The following is a 15,371-nucleotide window of genomic DNA, read 5'->3' on the forward strand; positions in this document are numbered from 1 at the left end:
CTAGCCTGCGCGCTTCAAGGAGTGTGCGCATGGGCGATGATGGCGTTCTGATCGGTTTCTCGGACAAGCCCGAGGCGCTGCGGCTCGACCGCGCCAATCGCCACGGCCTGGTCGCGGGCGCCACCGGCACTGGCAAGACGGTGACCCTGCAGATCCTCGCCCAGGGACTCTCGGATGCGGGCGTCCCGGTGTTCTGCGCTGACGTCAAAGGCGATCTCTCCGGCATCTCGCAGGTTGGCGCGCCCAGTGAGAAGATGCTCGCCCGGGCGCAGGGCATGAACCTGGAGCTCCATAACGCCGCCGCCCCGGTCGTCTTCTGGGACCTGTTCGGCGAGCAGGGGCATCCCATCCGCGCGACCATCTCCGAGATGGGGCCCTTGCTGATCGCCCGCATGCTCGAGCTCAACGAGGTGCAGGAAGGCGTGTTGTCGGTGGTCTTTCGCGCCGCCGACGACGAGGGCCTGCTGCTGCTGGATCTCAAGGACCTGCAGGCCGCGCTGGCCTACGCGGCTGACCACGCGACGGACCTGAGCGGGCGCTATGGCAAGGTGTCGCCCGCTACGCTCGCCACCATCCAGCGAAAGCTGCTGGTCCTGGAGGACCAGGGCGGCGCCAACCTGTTCGGCGAGCCAGCGCTGCAGCTGTCCGACTTGATGCGCGCCGACGGCTCGGGCCGCGGCTATGTGAATGTGCTCGCCGCCGACCGGCTGGTCGCCAGTCCGCGGCTCTACGCTACCTTCCTGCTGTGGCTGATGAGCGAATTGTTCGAAGAGCTTCCGGAAGTCGGCGACCCGGAAAAGCCTCGTCTGGCCTTCTTCTTCGACGAAGCCCACCTACTGTTCCGCGACGCCCCGCCGGCGCTGCTGCAGAAAGTCGAGCAGGTGGTGCGGCTGATCCGCTCCAAGGGCGTGGGCATCTATTTCATCACCCAAAACCCGGCTGACATTCCCGACACGGTGCTCGGCCAGCTGGGGAACCGCATCCAGCACGCGCTGCGCGCCTACACACCTGCCGACCAACGCGGGTTGAGGGCCGCCGCCCAGAGCTTCCGGCCCAACCCGGCCTTCGACACCGCCGAGGCGATCCAGGGCCTGGGCGTCGGTGAAGCCCTGGTCTCGGTGCTGGATGAGAAGGGCGCGCCGACCGTCGTCGCCCGCACCCTGGTCCGGCCGCCGGCCTCGCGCCTGGGCCCCGCCCTGCCCGTCGAGCGCGCCCAGGTGATGGCGCAGAGCCCCGTGCGCGGCCTCTACGACACGCCAAAGGATCGGGAGTCGGCCTACGAAATGCTTCAGGCCCGCGCGCGCCGTGAAGATGCGCCTGAGCCGGAGCTCGATCGTCCGGCGCCGCGCGTTGAACCCCGTCCGGCCCCCAGAGGCGCGCCGAGCTCCGCCCCGAGAGCGGCGCCGAGGGCGTCCAACCGCCAGGGCATGGGCGAAGCCTTCGCCAAGTCTATGCTGCGCACCATCGGCAACCAGATCGGCCGCGAGATCATTCGAGGCGTGCTGGGGGGCATGAGGAGGCGCCGGTGACCGATAATCCGCTAGACCCGTCCCGCGCCCTTGTCCCGGCGGTCGTCCGCGTCAACGAGCAGCGGGTGTCGCGCGGCTTCTGGCCGAAGATGCGCCAGACCCTCAGCCGCGTGCCCTTCGCCTCCGATGCGCTGGCCGTCTGGTTCTGCGCCCGCGACGCGGAGACCCCGTTCCGCGCCAAGGCCATGGCCATGGCGGCGCTCGCCTATTTCGTGATGCCGGCTGACGCCGTGCCCGACCTGATCGCCGGGCTCGGCTACACCGACGACGCCGCGGTCTTCGCCGCGCTGCTGGCTCTCATCGGCCGCCATGTGACGGCCAGGCACCGCGATGCGGCGAAGGCCGTGATCGGCAAGCTGCGGGGCTGAGCGGCCTTATCGGACCTCGACGATAACTTACCCCAGCACCCGCCGGTCGGCCAGTTTGCGGATCGCCTCGGCGCCGCGCTCCAGGGGGAAGCGTGCGGAGATGTGCGGCCGGATCTTGCCGTCGCTGTAGAGCTCAAACAGCGCCCGGCCGCTCTCGGCGAAGGCTTGCGGATCGCGCAGGAGCCAGCCGCCCCACCAGGCGCCGACGATCTGGCAGTTCTTCAGAAGCGGCAGGTTGAGCGGGATCTTCGGGATCTGACCGGCGGCGAAGCCCACCACCAGGTAGCGTCCGCCCCAGGCGATCGAACGGAGCGCCGGTTCGGCGTAGTCGTCGCCGATGGCGTCGTAGATTACGTCGGCGCCGGCCTCGCCCACGGCGGCCTTGAACTGGGTGGCGAGCGCGCGGCTGTCGAAGGGCGCGCGCGGATAGACGATCGCCTCGTCCGCCCCCAGGCTCTTGCAGAAGGCGGCCTTCTCCTCGGTGGAGACCGCCGCGATCACCCGGGCGCCGGCGATCTTGCCCAGCGCGATGGCGGCCGCGCCGACCCCGCCGGCCGCGCCCAGGATCAGAAGCGTGTCGCCGGCCTTCAGCTGGCCGCGGTCGTGCAGGGCGTACCAGCTGGTGCCGAAGGTCATCATGAAGGCCGCCGCCTCGTCGAAGGGCATGGCGTCGGGGATCTTGAAGGTGCGGGTCGCCTTCATCATCGCTTGCTCGGCCATGCCGCCGTAGGAGCCGCCGGCCAGCACACGGTCGCCGACCGCCACGTGGGTCACGCCCTCACCGACGGCCCGGACGACGCCTGAGACCTCGCAGCCGGGCGAGAAGGGTCGCTCCGGCTTCACCTGGTATTTGTCCTCGAGGATCAGGGCGTCGGGGAAGTTCACCCCGCAGGCCGCGACATCGATGACCACGTGGCCGGGCGTGGCGATCAGGTCGGCGGTCTCCTCCAGCACCAGGTCTTCAGGTCGGCCTACGGCCTTGTTCAGCAGGGCTTTCATCGAGCGTCGTCTCCGCGTCTGCGCCGCTTTTGCGGAACTGCGCGGTTTTCCCTATATTGCCGGCCTCCAACCAGGAATTTTTCGTTTGAGCGTCTCCCTCGACCTGACGCGGGCCGCCCCCGCGGCCACCGCCCACGCGCCGAAGCTTGCCAACCTGACGGGCCTGACCCGGGCGGGTCTCGCCCAGGCCTTGGTCGCGGCGGACGTCGTGCGGCCGGAAAAGGCCAAGATGCGGGCGACCCAGCTCTGGCGGTGGATGCACCACTATGGCGTCACCGACTTCGCGAACATGACGGACGTGGCCAAGGAGACGCGAGGCGCGCTCGCCCAGCACTTCACCCTGGCCCGCCCGGAGATCGTCGAGCGCCAGGTCTCCAAGGACGGCACCCGCAAGTGGCTGATCAGGATGGCTCCGGGCATCGAGGTCGAGACCGTCTACATCCCCGACGTTGGCCGCTCCGGCGCGCTTTGCGTCTCCAGCCAGGTCGGTTGCACGCTCAACTGCACCTTCTGCCATACGGGCACCCAGGCTTTGGTGCGCAATCTCACCGCCGCCGAGATCGTCGCCCAGGTGCAGGTGGCCCGCGACGACCTCGCGGAATGGCCCTCGCCCAAGGAGGACCGCCGGCTCTCCAACATCGTCTTCATGGGCATGGGCGAGCCGCTCTACAATCTCGACAATGTCGCCGACGCCATCGACATCATCTCGGACGGCGAGGGCATCGCGATCTCGCGGCGACGCATCACGGTCTCGACCTCGGGCGTCGTGCCGGAGCTGAAGCCGCTGGGGGAGCGCACCCAGGCGATGCTGGCGATCTCGCTGCACGCCACCAACGACGCGCTTCGCGACGAATTGGTGCCCCTGAACAAGAAGTACGACATTGCGGCCCTGATGGCCGGCATCCGCGCCTATCCGGGTATCGCCAACACCCGTCGGGTGACCTTCGAATACGTCATGCTGAAGGACGTCAATGACAGCCCGGCCGAGGCCCGCGCCCTGGTCCAGCTGCTCAAGGGCATCCCCGCCAAGATCAACCTGATCCCGTTCAACCCGTGGCCGGGCAGCATCTATGAGTGCTCCAGCTGGTCGACGATTGAGGCCTTCGCCGCGATCCTCAACCGGGCCGGCTACGCCTCGCCGATCCGGACACCACGCGGACGCGACATCCTGGCGGCGTGCGGCCAGTTGAAGAGCGAGAGCGAGAAGATGCGCGCCAGCGAGCGGCGCAGGCTGGAGCAGGGCGCGCCGGCCTATGTGGTCGTCGACACGGCTGAAGACGACACCGAATAGCGATGCCGACCCAGACCCCAGAACTTCAGGCCTTCGCCACCGGCTTCCCCGTCACCCTGCTGCATGTGGCGGTGACCATGGCGATCCTGCTGGCCGGCGCCGGTCTCTATATCCTGCTGACGCCGCACAAGGAGATCGCCCTGATCCGCCAGGGCAACGCCGCGGCGGGGACGTCGCTCGCCGCCGTGCTTGTCGGCCTGTCCATTCCCCTGGCGATCTCGATGCACGCCTCGACGACCTTGGCGGAGGTTGCGCTCTGGGGCGTCTCGACGGTGATGGTGCAGCTGCTGATTTTCCGGCTGGCCGACCTCGTGCTGCACAACCTGCCCAAACGCATCCAGGACGGTGAGATCGCCGCCGCCATCGCCTTGGCGGGCGTGAAGATCGCCACCGCCCTGATTCTCGCCGCGGCCGTCGCCGGCTAAGCCCTTGCACTTTCCGCGGCTTCCCGACTGGCTGGTCTATGTCGCGGTGGTGGCCGCCCTGTTGTTCGCCGCCCTCGGTCGTCGGGAGCGCGCCGATGCTCCGCCCCCGCCACCGCAGATCGAAGGGGAGGAGGCCCTGGGCTCGGCCTCGGCGCTTGACCCCGAGGTGACCGTCGAGGCGGCGGAGAGCGCCGGGCCGTCGTCCGGCACCGCCTTCTCTGTGGACCAGAGCGGCGTGTGGCTCACGGCGCGGCACGTGGTCGACGGCTGCGCCCGTGCCGCCGTCATCGTGGCGCCGGGCCGCGGCATCGCCGCCAAGGTTGAAATCGATTCGCGCAGCGAGGCGGCCCTGCTGGTCACCAGCGGCGGCGCCGACGCCCTGCCGACGGCGCTGACCGAGCCCCTGAAGCGCGGCATGCGCGCCTTCCACCCCGGCTTCCCCCAGGCCGAGCCAGGCGAGGCGACCTCGCGCCTGCTGGGTCGTGAGACTCTAGTGGTGCGCGGTCGCGGCGCGCGATCCGAGCCGGTGCTGGTCTGGGCCGAGACGGGCCGGACCGAGGGCCTCGAAGGCACGCTCGCCGGCCTCTCCGGCGCGCCAGCCCTGGACGCCGCCGGCCGCGTCGTCGGCGTGACCATCGCCGAGGCGCCGCGGCGCGGCCGCATCTACACCACGGCGCCTGAAATGGTGACCGACACTCTACGCATGACGGCGCGGCGACCACAGACTGCGGTGGCGGTCGAACCGATCACGCCGGAGAACTACGGCCGCATCGCCGACGACCTGCGCCGGTCCCTACGCGTCGCTCAGGTAGTGTGCCTGGAGCGGACTTGAGCGTCCTTTCCCCGTGAACGGGAGGAGGTGGCGCTGGTCCTGACCGCCACGGCGATGCTGAGGCCGATCGCGGCGACGCCGATGGCGGTGGAGTAGAAGAAGAATGCCGCGTAGCCGACGCCCAGGGCATGGGGCGTGACGCCAAGTTTGCCGGCCGCCTCGACATAGCTCTCCGGCGTGGTGCGGACGAACAGGGCCTTCAGCCCGGCGAACGGGCCGCCGGCGTCCGCGGCGTGAGCCGCCCATTCCACGAGGCGGCCCGACTGCGAGGCGATCAGCTTGCCAGGCAGGGCGTAGAGCGAGGTGAACATGGCGTACTGGGTTGCGGTGAACCCTGCCGAGGTGAGGCTCGACATGTAGACGATGAGTGCGGTGCCCGCGACGCCGCCCGCCAGGTTGTCGAGGCCGATCGCGGCGAACAGGGCCGGGATGGAGTGGCCCTGGGCTGCGAGCCCGATGAACACCAGGTTGCTCAAGGGGCCGGCGAAGGCGCCGACCACCAGGGTCCGCATCAGGCCGAGCCTGGCCACCAGGAACCCGCCCAAGGCGACGCCGAGCATCGAGGCGATCACCCCGAACACCTTGCGCACCTCGGCGATCTCGGTGAGCGAGAAGCCCAGGTCCCGATAAAAGGGGTTCATGATGTTCAGCACGAAGTCGGCCACGCGGTAGAGGCAGATGGTCGCCAGGATCAGGCCGGCGACGCCACGATGGCGGCGCAGGAACTCCGCTAGCGGCGCGCCAAGGGCTTCGGCCAGATAGGCGCCCGGCTTCGTCCGCAGGCGCGGGATCGGCCAAGCGGCCAGGGCCACCACCGCCAGGCCGGCGGCCACGCCGATCAGCTGCAGCCAGACCCCGGTCTGCTTGTCGCTCCAGGCCTCGGCCAGGGCTTCGCCGCCGGCGACCTTCGACATCAGGCTCGCATCGCCCGAAAGGCCCGAGCCCAGCAACAGCGCGCCCAGCAGCAGCAGGGCGAACCGCGCGGCCCACTCCAGGGTCTGCAGGGCCGCAGGCTGCGCCGTCTCGGCGCCGGGAACCGGGCGCAGGCTCGCCTCGGTTTCGCGCGGCGCGGCGAGCGTGGCGATCACACCGACGATCATCACCGCGGCCATGATGGCGTAGGACGCATTCCACCCCAGGCTGTCAGCCAGCAGGAGGGGCGCGGCGCCGGCCACCACCATGGCGACCCGGTAGCCCCACTGCACGGCGGCGGCCAGCGGCCCCTGGCCCTCTGTCCCGCCGATCTCGATGCGCCAGGCGTCGATGGCGATGTCGTGGGTGGCGGTCGAGAAGCCGACCAGCACGGCCAGGGCCGCCATCAGCCCGAGGTTCGCCGCTGGATTGAGGCCGGAGACCAGCCACAGCCCGACCATGGTCACCAGCTGGCAGACCAGCATCCAAGACCGACGCTGCCCCAGCATGCGCCCCAGAAGCGGCAGCCGCAGCCGGTCGACCAGCGGCGCCCAGAGGAACTTGAACGAGAAAGACAGGGTGGCCAGGCTGAAGAAGCCGATGACCGCCAGCGACAGGCCCGCATCGCGCAGCCAAACCGACAGGGTGTCGAAGATCAGCATGTAGGGCAGGCCGGATGCGAAGCCCAAGCCCAGCATCGCCAGGGACCGGCGCTGTAGAAAGATCGCCAGCGCCCGCCCAATGCTGCGCCTATCCGTAACGTCCTGCTCGGCCGTCATGGGTCCCCCGCCGTAAACAGCAGACCTTGCCTTGCCTTGACCGGGCCGTCCATCGTCGGGTCGAGGGCTTCCTACGCCGTCGCACCGGCGCCGAGCGCCTGCCCCATCGACCCCAGGGCCCGCCGGTAAATCAGCGCTTCGGCCAGGTGCGTCCGCCGGACCACGTCGGAGCCTTCCAGGTCGGCGATGGTGCGGGCCAGGCGCACCGCGCGGGTCCATCCGCGGGCGGTCATGGTTCCACCGCCGGCGGCCTTGGCGAGGAGGGCGCGGGCGGGATCGTCGAGGCCCGCGGCCTTCTCCAGGCCCTCGCCGCCGAGCACGGCGTTGAGCACGCCGGAGCGTTCCAATTGCACGTCGCGCGCGGCGGAGACGCGGGCCGCGACCTCGGCTGAGCCTTCAGCGGGCGGCGGCAGGGCCATGTCGGCGGCGGTCACGGGCGGCACGTCCACCTGCAGGTCGATGCGGTCCATCAGGGGGCCGGAGATGCGGTTCTGGTAGTCGGTCTGGCAGCGCGGGGCGCGTCCGCAGGCGCCGCGGCCGGGACCACCGGACCCGCAGCGGCAGGGGTTCATCGCCGCCACCAGCTGGATGCGCGCCGGATATCGTACGTGAGCGGCGGCGCGGGCCACCATCACCTCGCCGGTCTCCAACGGCTGGCGCAGGCTGTCGAGCGCCTGGGCGGAGAACTCCGGCAGCTCATCGAGGAAGAGAACGCCGTTGTGCGCCAGGCTGACCTCGCCGGGCTTGGCCTTCGGCCCGCCGCCGGTGAGGGCCGCCATGCTGGCCGAATGGTGCGGGCTGCGGAACGGCCGGGCGCGGGTGATCTCGCCGCGAGAGATCAGGCCGGCCATGGAGTGAACCATGGATGTCTCGAGCAACTCCTGAGCCGAAAGCGGCGGCAGAATGCCCGGCAGGCGCTGGGCCATCATCGACTTGCCAGACCCGGGCGGGCCGCAGAAGAGCAGGTTGTGGCCGCCGGCTGCGGCGATCTCCAGGGCGCGTTTGGCCTGCTCCTGGCCTTTCACCTCGCGTAGGTCCGGGACGGCCGGTCCCTCCGCCAGCTCGCCACGCGACGGCTGGGCCAGGAGTTGGGTCCCGCGGAGGTGGTTGACCACGGCCACGAGGGAGGGCGCGGCCAGGATCTTCAGGTCGCCGGCCCAGGCCGCTTCCGGCCCGCAGGCCGCAGGGCAGATCAGGCCCAAGTCCATACCGGAAGCGGCGATCGCCGCCGGCAGAACGCCGGACACCGGCGCGATCCGGCCGTCCAGCGACAGCTCCCCTACCGCCGCCCATTCGGTGAGCGTGTCCGGCGGGATCACCCCCATGGCGGCCATGACAGCGAGCGCGATGGGCAGGTCGTAGTGGCTGCCTTCCTTAGGCAGATCGGCGGGCGCCAGGCTGGCGATGATCCGCTTGCCGGGAAGCGCCAGCCCCAGACCGGCGAAGGCGGCGCGGACGCGCTCGCGGCTTTCGGCGACGGCCTTGTCGCCAAGGCCGACCAGAATGAACTTCTGCTCGCCGCTGGTGAACTGGACCTCGACATCGACGCGCACAGCGTCCACGCCCCGGAACGCGACCGTCGTCACCCGCGCCGCCATGCCCTCAATACCTTGTGTCTAGATCTGACTTATCCACAAACCTCAGCATGTTGCGGGGACCAGATCAAGAACAGAAAGAGAACTTAAGCGGAAATCGAGACAATACCGTCACTTACCGCAGAAACTTCCAGAGCTACGTCTAGTCGCTAGCCGGCGGCGCGGATGTTCTCGATACGCTTCCACATGATCTCAGTCGCGTCGATGCCGGTGAAGGCCTTGAGCGCCACAGCACCGGTCGGCGAGGTCACGTTGATCTCCGTCATGTAGTCGCCGATCACATCGATGCCGACGAACATCAGGCCGCGGGCCTTCAGCTCGGGGCCGATGATGCCGCAGATTTCCAGGTCTCGGGCGGTCAGCTCGACCGGCTCGGCCTTGCCGCCGACGGCCAGGTTCGAGCGAATCTGGCCCTTGGACGGCACGCGATTGATCGCGCCTACGGCTTCGCCGTCGATCAGCAGGATGCGCTTGTCGCCCTTGGTCACGCTGGGCAGAAACTTCTGCAGGATGACCGGCTCGTTCGAGAGCAACGCGTGGATCTCGAGGAGGGAGTCCAGGTTCGGATCGTCCTTCAGGTGGCGCGTCACGCCCGAACCGCCGCGGCCGTTCAGGGGCTTCAGCACAACGTCGCCGTGACGCTGGCGGAAGTCGGCGATCGCGGCGCGATCAGCGGTGATGAGGGTCGGCGGCTGGACGCCGGGGAACTTGGTGACGAACAGTTTTTCGGGCGCGTTGCGAACCTCGACGGGGTTGTTCACGACAAGCGTCTTGGGGTGCACCGTCTCGAGGAAGAAGGTCGAGTCGATGTAGTTCATGTCAAAGGGCGGGTCCTGCCGCAGCAGGATCACGTCGAAGGTGGACAGGTCGACGCGGGTGAACTCGCCGAGGGTGACGTGGTCGCCCTTGCGGCGCTGCACGTTCACCTGGCGCCCCCGGGCCGAGACCCGACTATCCTCCATGGCCAAAGTATCGGTGGTGTAGACGAAGAGCGAATGGCCGCGGGCCTGGGCCGTCTCCATCATCAGGAAGGTGGTGTCGCCTTCGATGTTGATGTGCTCGATCGGGTCCATCTGGACGGCGATGTTCAACGGCATGGTCTGCTCCCCCGAAACGTGCGTCTGCAAATAGGCGCAAGCCGGCCGGATGGCCAGACGGTGACGCTAGTTCAGGCGCAACCGCACGCGTTCGCGCTGGGCGCGCGCGGTCACTGCCGCCCCGCCGTCCAGCACCGTGGCGCGAGCCAGGGCCTCAAGCGCGCCGGCCAGGGCGCCCTGGCCCTCACGCGCGGCGGCGACGTCCAGCCAGGGCCGGTGGTCGGCGGGGTCGATCAAGGCCCGGCGCAGGGCGGCGCGTTCGGCGCAGGCGTAGTCGCCGATCAAGGTCGCCTGGGCGTAGACGGTGTTCTGCAAGCGTAGCAGCACAGCCCGGTCGCTGACGGGCTCCATCAGTCGATCCAGACGATCTGCGACGTTGGGCGTCAGCCCGGCGTGCAGGGCGCGCCGCGTCAGTTCGGACGGAAGGACGACGCGGCCTTCGCTGAAGGGGTCCAGCGCCAGCGGTCCCTCGTCGGTCTCGATGCGCAGCAGGAAGTGCCCGGGAAAATCGACGCCCTGCACCTTCAGTCCGCAGGCCCGGGCGGCGTGCAGGTAGAAGACGCCCAGGGTCACGGCCAAGCCTTTGCGCCGTTCGCTGGCCGACAGGATGTCGGAATTGGCGGGGGAATCGCTCGACAGAAGATCGCCGTTCAGGCGCAGATCGCCGGCCATGGCCTCGGCCAGGGCCTCTTCCGGTCCCTCCGACTGTAGTCGCAGTCTCAGGCGTTCGACACCGACGCCGGCCAGGTCGCGGGCCGTCTGCGGATCGCGGCGGGGGTCTTCGTGGATGGCGCAGGCGATCGCCGCTTCCAGCAGGGGGAAGTCGCCGTCCTGGGCCTCGCCGGCCTCGCTGAGCGCCGTCTCGGCCTCTTTGCGGTCCATACGCTTCAACGGAATTCTTCGAATCGCCGGCGCTCAGGCGCCCTTCCATGCGTCGGGAATATGCATGGGAAGCCGACCGGGTGCGAGTGCGATCAGGTCCAGCCGCACGACCGCCGTGCGTAGGGACGGCCGACCCTGCGCCACGGCGAGGCCGGCGCGCCTCAAGCGATCACGTTGGTCAGCGCTGACGGCCTCCAGCGCCTGAGCGATGTCGGCGCGGTGCTTGACCTCAACAATGCAGAGTGTCCGCCCACGGATCGCCAGAAGGTCGATCTCGGCCTGCGCCGCCTTCAGGCGAAATCCCAGGATGCGATAGCCCTTGGCCATCAGCCAAAGCGCTGCGCGCCATTCCCCAGCGCGCCCGCGTCGGCGCGCTTCCAGTCCGCGGCGGGCGCGGACCTGGTTCACCGCCCCTGTAACTCCAAAGCGCGGCGATAGAGGTCGCGGCGGTTCAGACCCAACGCCTTCGCCACCTCGGCGGCGGCGTCGGCGGGTTTCAGCCGGATCAGCGCGGCGGCCAGCGCGGCGTCGGCGTCCTCCGGCGCAGCCGCGAGTTCTTCCCCAGGGCCAACCAGGATGACGATCTCACCCTTCGGCGCATCCAGACGCGGGTCGGCAGCCAGATCGCCCAGCCTGCCGCGATAGAGTGTCTCGTACATCTTGGTCAGCTCGCGGCCGACCACCGCCTCGCGGTCGCCAAGCACTGCAGCCATGTCGGCAAGGCTCGCCGCCAGGCGCGAGCCGCCCTCATAGAAGATCAGCGTCGCGCGCACGCTCAGCAGGCCTTCGAGGAAGCTCCGCCGGGCCGCGGACTTGGGCGGCGGGAAGCCGGCGAACAAGAAGCGGTCGCTGGGCAGGCCGGCCGATGCGAGTCCCGCCAGCAACGCCGAAGCGCCGGGAATGGCGAAGACGGGTAATCCCGCCTGCGCGGCCTCGCGCACCAGCCTGTAGCCAGGGTCGGAGACCAGCGGCGTGCCAGCGTCCGAGACCAGCGCCACCCGTTGGCCCATCGCGAGCGCCGCCATGATCCGTGGTCGGGCCTCTTCCGCGACGTGATCGTCGTGCCGCATCATCTTGGCGGAGATTCCGTAGGCGGCGAGCAGCTTGCCCGTCACCCGCGTGTCCTCGGCCAGCACCAGATCGGCCGCATTGAGCACGTCCAGGGCTCGCAGGGTGATGTCGCGCAGATTACCGATCGGAGTCGCCACGACATAGAGGCCCGCCGCCAGCGGGGCGTCGTCGAACACGGGCGTGGGAAGGTCGCGGGCCATCGCCGAGGCTTCGCGCCTGTGGCCACGCAACGCAAGCCCGCTTAACGGGGAGGAGTTCCGGCCTGGGCCAGTTCGAAGGTCAGTCGGTCGAGGACCAGCCGCCCGGCTGGCGTGGCGCGCAGGCGTTCTGGATCTTCGGCCACGAGGCCCAGCTCAATGAAGGGCAAAACCGCCGCTGGGGTCAGCCCCAGCGCCGAAAGCTCGGCGAAGGCCACGCCGTCCTTGATCCTCAGCCCGCTGAGCAGACGCTCCTCGGCGATCTGGGCGGGGTCCAGGGCTTCGACGCTGGCGAAGCCCAGTCCTGTCTCACCCACGCGGGCGATGTAGTCGCCAGGTTTCCGCTCGGCCTCCGTCGCCCGCCGGGTGTCGGCCTGGCGGATGCGGCCATGGGCGCCGGGGCCGACGCCGACGTAATCGACGCCGCGCCAGTAGACGAGGTTGTGCCGCGACCGCGCGGCCTCGCCGCGGGCGTGGTTGGAAACCTCGTAAGCTTCGAATCCCTCGGCCTCGAGGGTGTCCTGGGTCGCGGCATAGAGCGCCTCGCCCATCGCCTCGTCTGGCGTGCTCCAGGCCCCGCGGGCGACGGCGCGCCCAAAGGCGGTCCCGGGTTCGATCGTCAGCTGGTAGGGTGAAATGTGCTCGGGGCCGAGATCGACGATCCGCCGCAGCGCCTCGGTCCAGGCGTGTGGCGTCTGATGGGGCAGGGCGTAGATCGCGTCGAGCGACAACCGCGGAAACACCCGCGCCGCCTTCACCGCTCTCAAGCCCTGGCCGGCGTCGTGATCGCGGCCGAGAAACCTGAGGGCCTGATCGTCCAACGCCTGGAGCCCCAGGGACAGGCGGTTCACGCCCGCGGCCGCGAAGGCGGCGAACCGGGCGGTCTCTGCGTCCGTGGGATTGGCCTCAAGGGTGATTTCCAGGTCGTCGGTCGGTGTCCACAGGGCGCGCGCTGTCTCGATGATCTGCGCCGCCCAGGCAGGATCCATGAGGGAAGGCGTTCCGCCGCCGAGGAAGATCGAGACGAGGCTGCGTTCGCCGGTCAGGGCGCGCTGGCTGGCGAGGTCGGTGAGGATCGCAGCCGCGAGGCTCGCCTGTTCAGGCTGGCGGCGATCGCGCACCACGTTGAAATCGCAGTAGGGACAGATGCGCGCGCAATAAGGCCAGTGGACGTAGATCCCCAGCTCGGCGGCGCTCACAAGAGCGCGGCCTTGAGTTTGGCGAAGGCCCGGGCGCGGTGGCTGATGGCGTCTTTCTGGACGGGGTCCATCTCGCCAAAGGTCTCGGCGTGGCCATAGGGCTGGAAGATCGGATCATAGCCGAAGCCGCGGGTTCCACGCGGCGGAAAGGCCAGTGTGCCATCGACGCGGCCCTCGACCACCACCGCCGGGCCGTCCGGCCAGGCGACGGCCAGGGCGCAGGTGAACCAGGCGGAGAAATCGAGCGCGTCCTCTTCGCCCAGCCGGTTGGCGACCCGTTGCATGGCGCGCGCGAAATCCTTGTCGGCGCCGGCCCAGCGGGCGGAATAGACCCCGGGATCGCCGCCAAGGGCGGTGACCGAAAGGCCGGAGTCATCGGCGATGGCGATCAGGCCGGAGGACGCCGCCGCTGCTCGGGCCTTTAGGAGGGCGTTGCCGACGAAGGTCGTCTCGGTTTCCTCGGGCTCGACCAGCTTCAGTTCGCCGGCGGTGACCAGCTGGAAACGGCCGTCGAGGATCTCGGCGAGCTCACGCGCCTTGCCAGGATTATGCGTCGCCACCACCAGGCGCGCGCCGCTCTCGAGCTTCAAGACCATGCGAATTCAACTCCTGTGCGCGCCCAACGCCGTCCATTGCCTGATATTCACTTGAGATGCAGCCCTGCAGAGGGATGATCAGGCACAGAAGAGGGAGGCGGATGCGCGCGCTCGGTCCAGGTTCGGTGTCCAGTTTCCTGAAGGTGATCCTGGACGTCGTCTATATCGGCCTGTGGGTCGGTGTGGTCGTGGTTCTGGGCATCACCGCCGCCGCCGTGCTGCTGAGCTTCAACCCGGACCTGATGCCGGACGTGATGGTCAGCGCCGAGGCCGGCGAGATGGTCCGGCGAGGGCCGGTCTGGGCGGCGGGCCTGGCCGCAGCCGGTGTCTACATGGCCGGCGTCCTGGTGATTGTCGGCACGCTTCGGCGCATCTTCGCCACGCTCACGGCGGGTGATCCCTTCCATCCGGACAACGTCGCGCGCCTGCGCCTGATCGGTCTTATCCTGGCGGGGTTGGAGATTGGCCGTTACGCGTTTTGGATGGTGGGCGCCTGGTTGCCCGGCGTGCGCGCCGTGGAACCGAACTTCAGCCTGACCGCCTGGTTCTCCGTGCTTGTGGTTTTCGTCCTGGCCGAGGTCTTCCGCGAAGGCGCCCGCCTCCGCCGTGAAGCCGAACTGACGATCTGAGGAACCATGCCTGTCCGCATCCACCTCGATCGCGTGCTCCTGGAACGGCGCATGTCGCTGGCCGAGCTGGCCGACCGCGTCGGCGTGACCAGCGCCAACCTGGCAATCCTCAAGACCGGTCAGGCCCGCGCCCTGCGCTTTGCGACCCTGTCCTCTCTCTGCCGTGAGCTCGACTGCCAGCCCGGTGATCTGCTTGCCTACGAGCCGGGGCCGGAGGAGCCGTTCGAGGAGGGTTAGGCCGCCACCGCGGCGCGCTGCAGTTCGCAGAGTTCGCCGATGCCTTTGCGGGCCAGGGAGAACAGCGCCTCGAATTCGGCTTGGCTGAAGCCCCGCTTTTCGCCGGTCGCCTGGATCTCAACGATGTCGCCGGTCCCGGTCAGGACGAAATTGGAGTCGGCCTCGGCGTTTGAATCCTCGTCGTAGTCGAGATCGAGCACGGGCGTGCCCTTGAAGATGCCGCAGCTGACCGCCGCCACCTGGTCAATCACCGGATCACTGGCGACGGAGCCAGCGTCGACCAATTTGCGGGTCGCCAGCCTCAGCGCCACCCAGGCGCCGGTGATCGCTGCGGTGCGCGTGCCGCCGTCGGCTTGAACCACGTCGCAGTCGATGGAGATTTGGCGTTCGCCCAACGCCTTCAGGTCGATCACCGCGCGCATGGAGCGGCCGATCAGCCGCTGGATCTCCTGGGTGCGGCCCGATTGCTTCCCGGCGGCGGCCTCGCGCCGGCCGCGGGTGTGGGTGGCCCGGGGCAGCATGCCGTACTCGGCGGTGACCCAGCCTTGACCCTTGCCACGCAGGAAGGGCGGCACGCCGTCCTCCAGGCTGGCGGTCACCAGAACCTTGGTGTGGCCGAAGCTGACCAGGCACGAGCCTTCGGCGTAGCGATTGACGCCCGTCTCGATGGTGACGGCGCGCAGAATGTCAGGGGAACGGTCTGAGGGACGCATTTCAAGCTCTCCAACACGGC

At 69.3% G+C, this 15,371-nt stretch carries 17 protein-coding genes; 7 read left to right on the forward strand and 10 right to left on the reverse strand.

The genetic code is table 11. The annotated features are described in order from the left end of the window. Positions 1 to 29: 29 nt before the first annotated feature. Both BN1313_RS02210 and BN1313_RS02215 read left to right on the forward strand, forming a co-directional pair. A complete protein-coding gene (locus BN1313_RS02210) occupies positions 30 to 1,529 on the forward strand; it encodes a helicase HerA-like domain-containing protein (RefSeq protein ID WP_091735975.1) in 1,500 nt (499 codons plus the stop codon). Beyond that, the gene (locus BN1313_RS02215; protein ID WP_245620062.1) at positions 1,526 to 1,897 is read left to right on the forward strand and encodes a YkvA family protein; all 372 of its coding nucleotides are present in this window, start codon (positions 1,526 to 1,528) and stop codon (positions 1,895 to 1,897) included. The genes BN1313_RS02210 and BN1313_RS02215 overlap by 4 nt, the downstream gene beginning before the upstream one ends. Before the next feature lie 27 nt (positions 1,898 to 1,924). On the opposite strand, the gene BN1313_RS02220 is transcribed toward BN1313_RS02215, so the two are convergent. Next, the gene (locus BN1313_RS02220; RefSeq protein ID WP_091735978.1) at positions 1,925 to 2,896 is read right to left on the reverse strand and encodes an NADPH:quinone oxidoreductase family protein; all 972 of its coding nucleotides are present in this window, start codon (positions 2,894 to 2,896) and stop codon (positions 1,925 to 1,927) included. Between the two features lie 85 nt (positions 2,897 to 2,981). Between BN1313_RS02220 and rlmN the strand changes: the two genes are divergently transcribed. The 3 genes from rlmN to BN1313_RS02235 are packed head-to-tail and all read left to right on the forward strand — an operon-like array spanning position 2,982 to position 5,444. Beyond that, a complete protein-coding gene (gene rlmN / locus BN1313_RS02225) occupies positions 2,982 to 4,187 on the forward strand; it encodes a dual-specificity RNA methyltransferase RlmN (protein ID WP_091742152.1) in 1,206 nt (401 codons plus the stop codon). Between the two features lie 2 nt (positions 4,188 to 4,189). After that, positions 4,190 to 4,612 (forward strand): DUF350 domain-containing protein, encoded by a 423-nt coding sequence (locus BN1313_RS02230; protein WP_091735980.1) that lies wholly within the window; start codon positions 4,190 to 4,192, stop codon positions 4,610 to 4,612. A gap of 4 nt (positions 4,613 to 4,616) precedes the next feature. Beyond that, entirely contained in the window at positions 4,617 to 5,444 is an 828-nt protein-coding gene (locus BN1313_RS02235; RefSeq protein WP_091735982.1) for a S1 family peptidase, read from the forward strand. Here BN1313_RS02235 and BN1313_RS02240 read toward each other — a convergent pair. From BN1313_RS02240 to rdgB, 8 genes are all read right to left on the reverse strand, one after another. Next, positions 5,417 to 7,135 carry an AmpG family muropeptide MFS transporter gene (locus BN1313_RS02240; protein WP_091735985.1) on the reverse strand — a complete coding sequence of 573 codons (1,719 nt, stop codon included), beginning with the start codon at positions 7,133 to 7,135 and terminating at the stop codon, positions 5,417 to 5,419. The genes BN1313_RS02235 and BN1313_RS02240 overlap by 28 nt on opposite strands. A 71-nt stretch (positions 7,136 to 7,206) precedes the next feature. After that, a complete protein-coding gene (locus BN1313_RS02245; protein WP_091735988.1) occupies positions 7,207 to 8,733 on the reverse strand; it encodes a YifB family Mg chelatase-like AAA ATPase in 1,527 nt (508 codons plus the stop codon). Positions 8,734 to 8,879: 146 nt separating this feature from the next. Further along, positions 8,880 to 9,827, reverse strand: coding sequence for a glutathione synthase (gshB, locus tag BN1313_RS02250; RefSeq protein ID WP_091735992.1), 948 nt, complete (start codon positions 9,825 to 9,827; stop codon positions 8,880 to 8,882). Between the two features lie 66 nt (positions 9,828 to 9,893). Beyond that, positions 9,894 to 10,709: a transglutaminase family protein gene (locus tag BN1313_RS02255; protein ID WP_091735995.1), complete on the reverse strand. Its 816-nt coding sequence runs from the start codon at positions 10,707 to 10,709 to the stop codon at positions 9,894 to 9,896. Positions 10,710 to 10,742: 33 nt separating this feature from the next. Beyond that, complete coding sequence (locus tag BN1313_RS02260; protein ID WP_091735999.1) at positions 10,743 to 11,117, reverse strand: YraN family protein; 375 nt, start codon at positions 11,115 to 11,117, stop codon at positions 10,743 to 10,745. After that, positions 11,114 to 11,980, reverse strand: a complete 867-nt coding sequence (gene rsmI, locus BN1313_RS02265; RefSeq protein WP_091736001.1) for a 16S rRNA (cytidine(1402)-2'-O)-methyltransferase — start codon at positions 11,978 to 11,980, stop codon at positions 11,114 to 11,116. The genes BN1313_RS02260 and rsmI overlap by 4 nt, the downstream gene beginning before the upstream one ends. 41 nt (positions 11,981 to 12,021) lie before the next feature. Further along, complete coding sequence (gene hemW, locus BN1313_RS02270) at positions 12,022 to 13,176, reverse strand: radical SAM family heme chaperone HemW (RefSeq protein ID WP_091736004.1); 1,155 nt, start codon at positions 13,174 to 13,176, stop codon at positions 12,022 to 12,024. Then, the gene (gene rdgB / locus BN1313_RS02275) at positions 13,173 to 13,772 is read right to left on the reverse strand and encodes an RdgB/HAM1 family non-canonical purine NTP pyrophosphatase (protein WP_091736007.1); all 600 of its coding nucleotides are present in this window, start codon (positions 13,770 to 13,772) and stop codon (positions 13,173 to 13,175) included. Before rdgB ends, hemW begins: the two co-directional genes overlap by 4 nt. 101 nt (positions 13,773 to 13,873) lie before the next feature. Between rdgB and BN1313_RS02280 the strand changes: the two genes are divergently transcribed. Both BN1313_RS02280 and BN1313_RS02285 read left to right on the forward strand, forming a co-directional pair. Next, positions 13,874 to 14,401, forward strand: a complete 528-nt coding sequence (locus BN1313_RS02280) for a DUF2975 domain-containing protein (RefSeq protein ID WP_091736009.1) — start codon at positions 13,874 to 13,876, stop codon at positions 14,399 to 14,401. Between the two features lie 6 nt (positions 14,402 to 14,407). Further along, positions 14,408 to 14,638 carry a helix-turn-helix domain-containing protein gene (locus BN1313_RS02285; protein ID WP_091736012.1) on the forward strand — a complete coding sequence of 77 codons (231 nt, stop codon included), beginning with the start codon at positions 14,408 to 14,410 and terminating at the stop codon, positions 14,636 to 14,638. Here BN1313_RS02285 and rph read toward each other — a convergent pair. Next, positions 14,635 to 15,351, reverse strand: coding sequence for a ribonuclease PH (gene rph / locus BN1313_RS02290; RefSeq protein WP_091736015.1), 717 nt, complete (start codon positions 15,349 to 15,351; stop codon positions 14,635 to 14,637). The two genes, BN1313_RS02285 and rph, sit on opposite strands and share 4 nt — an antisense overlap. Positions 15,352 to 15,371: the final 20 nt, after the last annotated feature.

The organism is Phenylobacterium immobile (ATCC 35973) (assembly GCF_001375595.1).
Taxonomy (GTDB): domain Bacteria; phylum Pseudomonadota; class Alphaproteobacteria; order Caulobacterales; family Caulobacteraceae; genus Phenylobacterium; species Phenylobacterium immobile.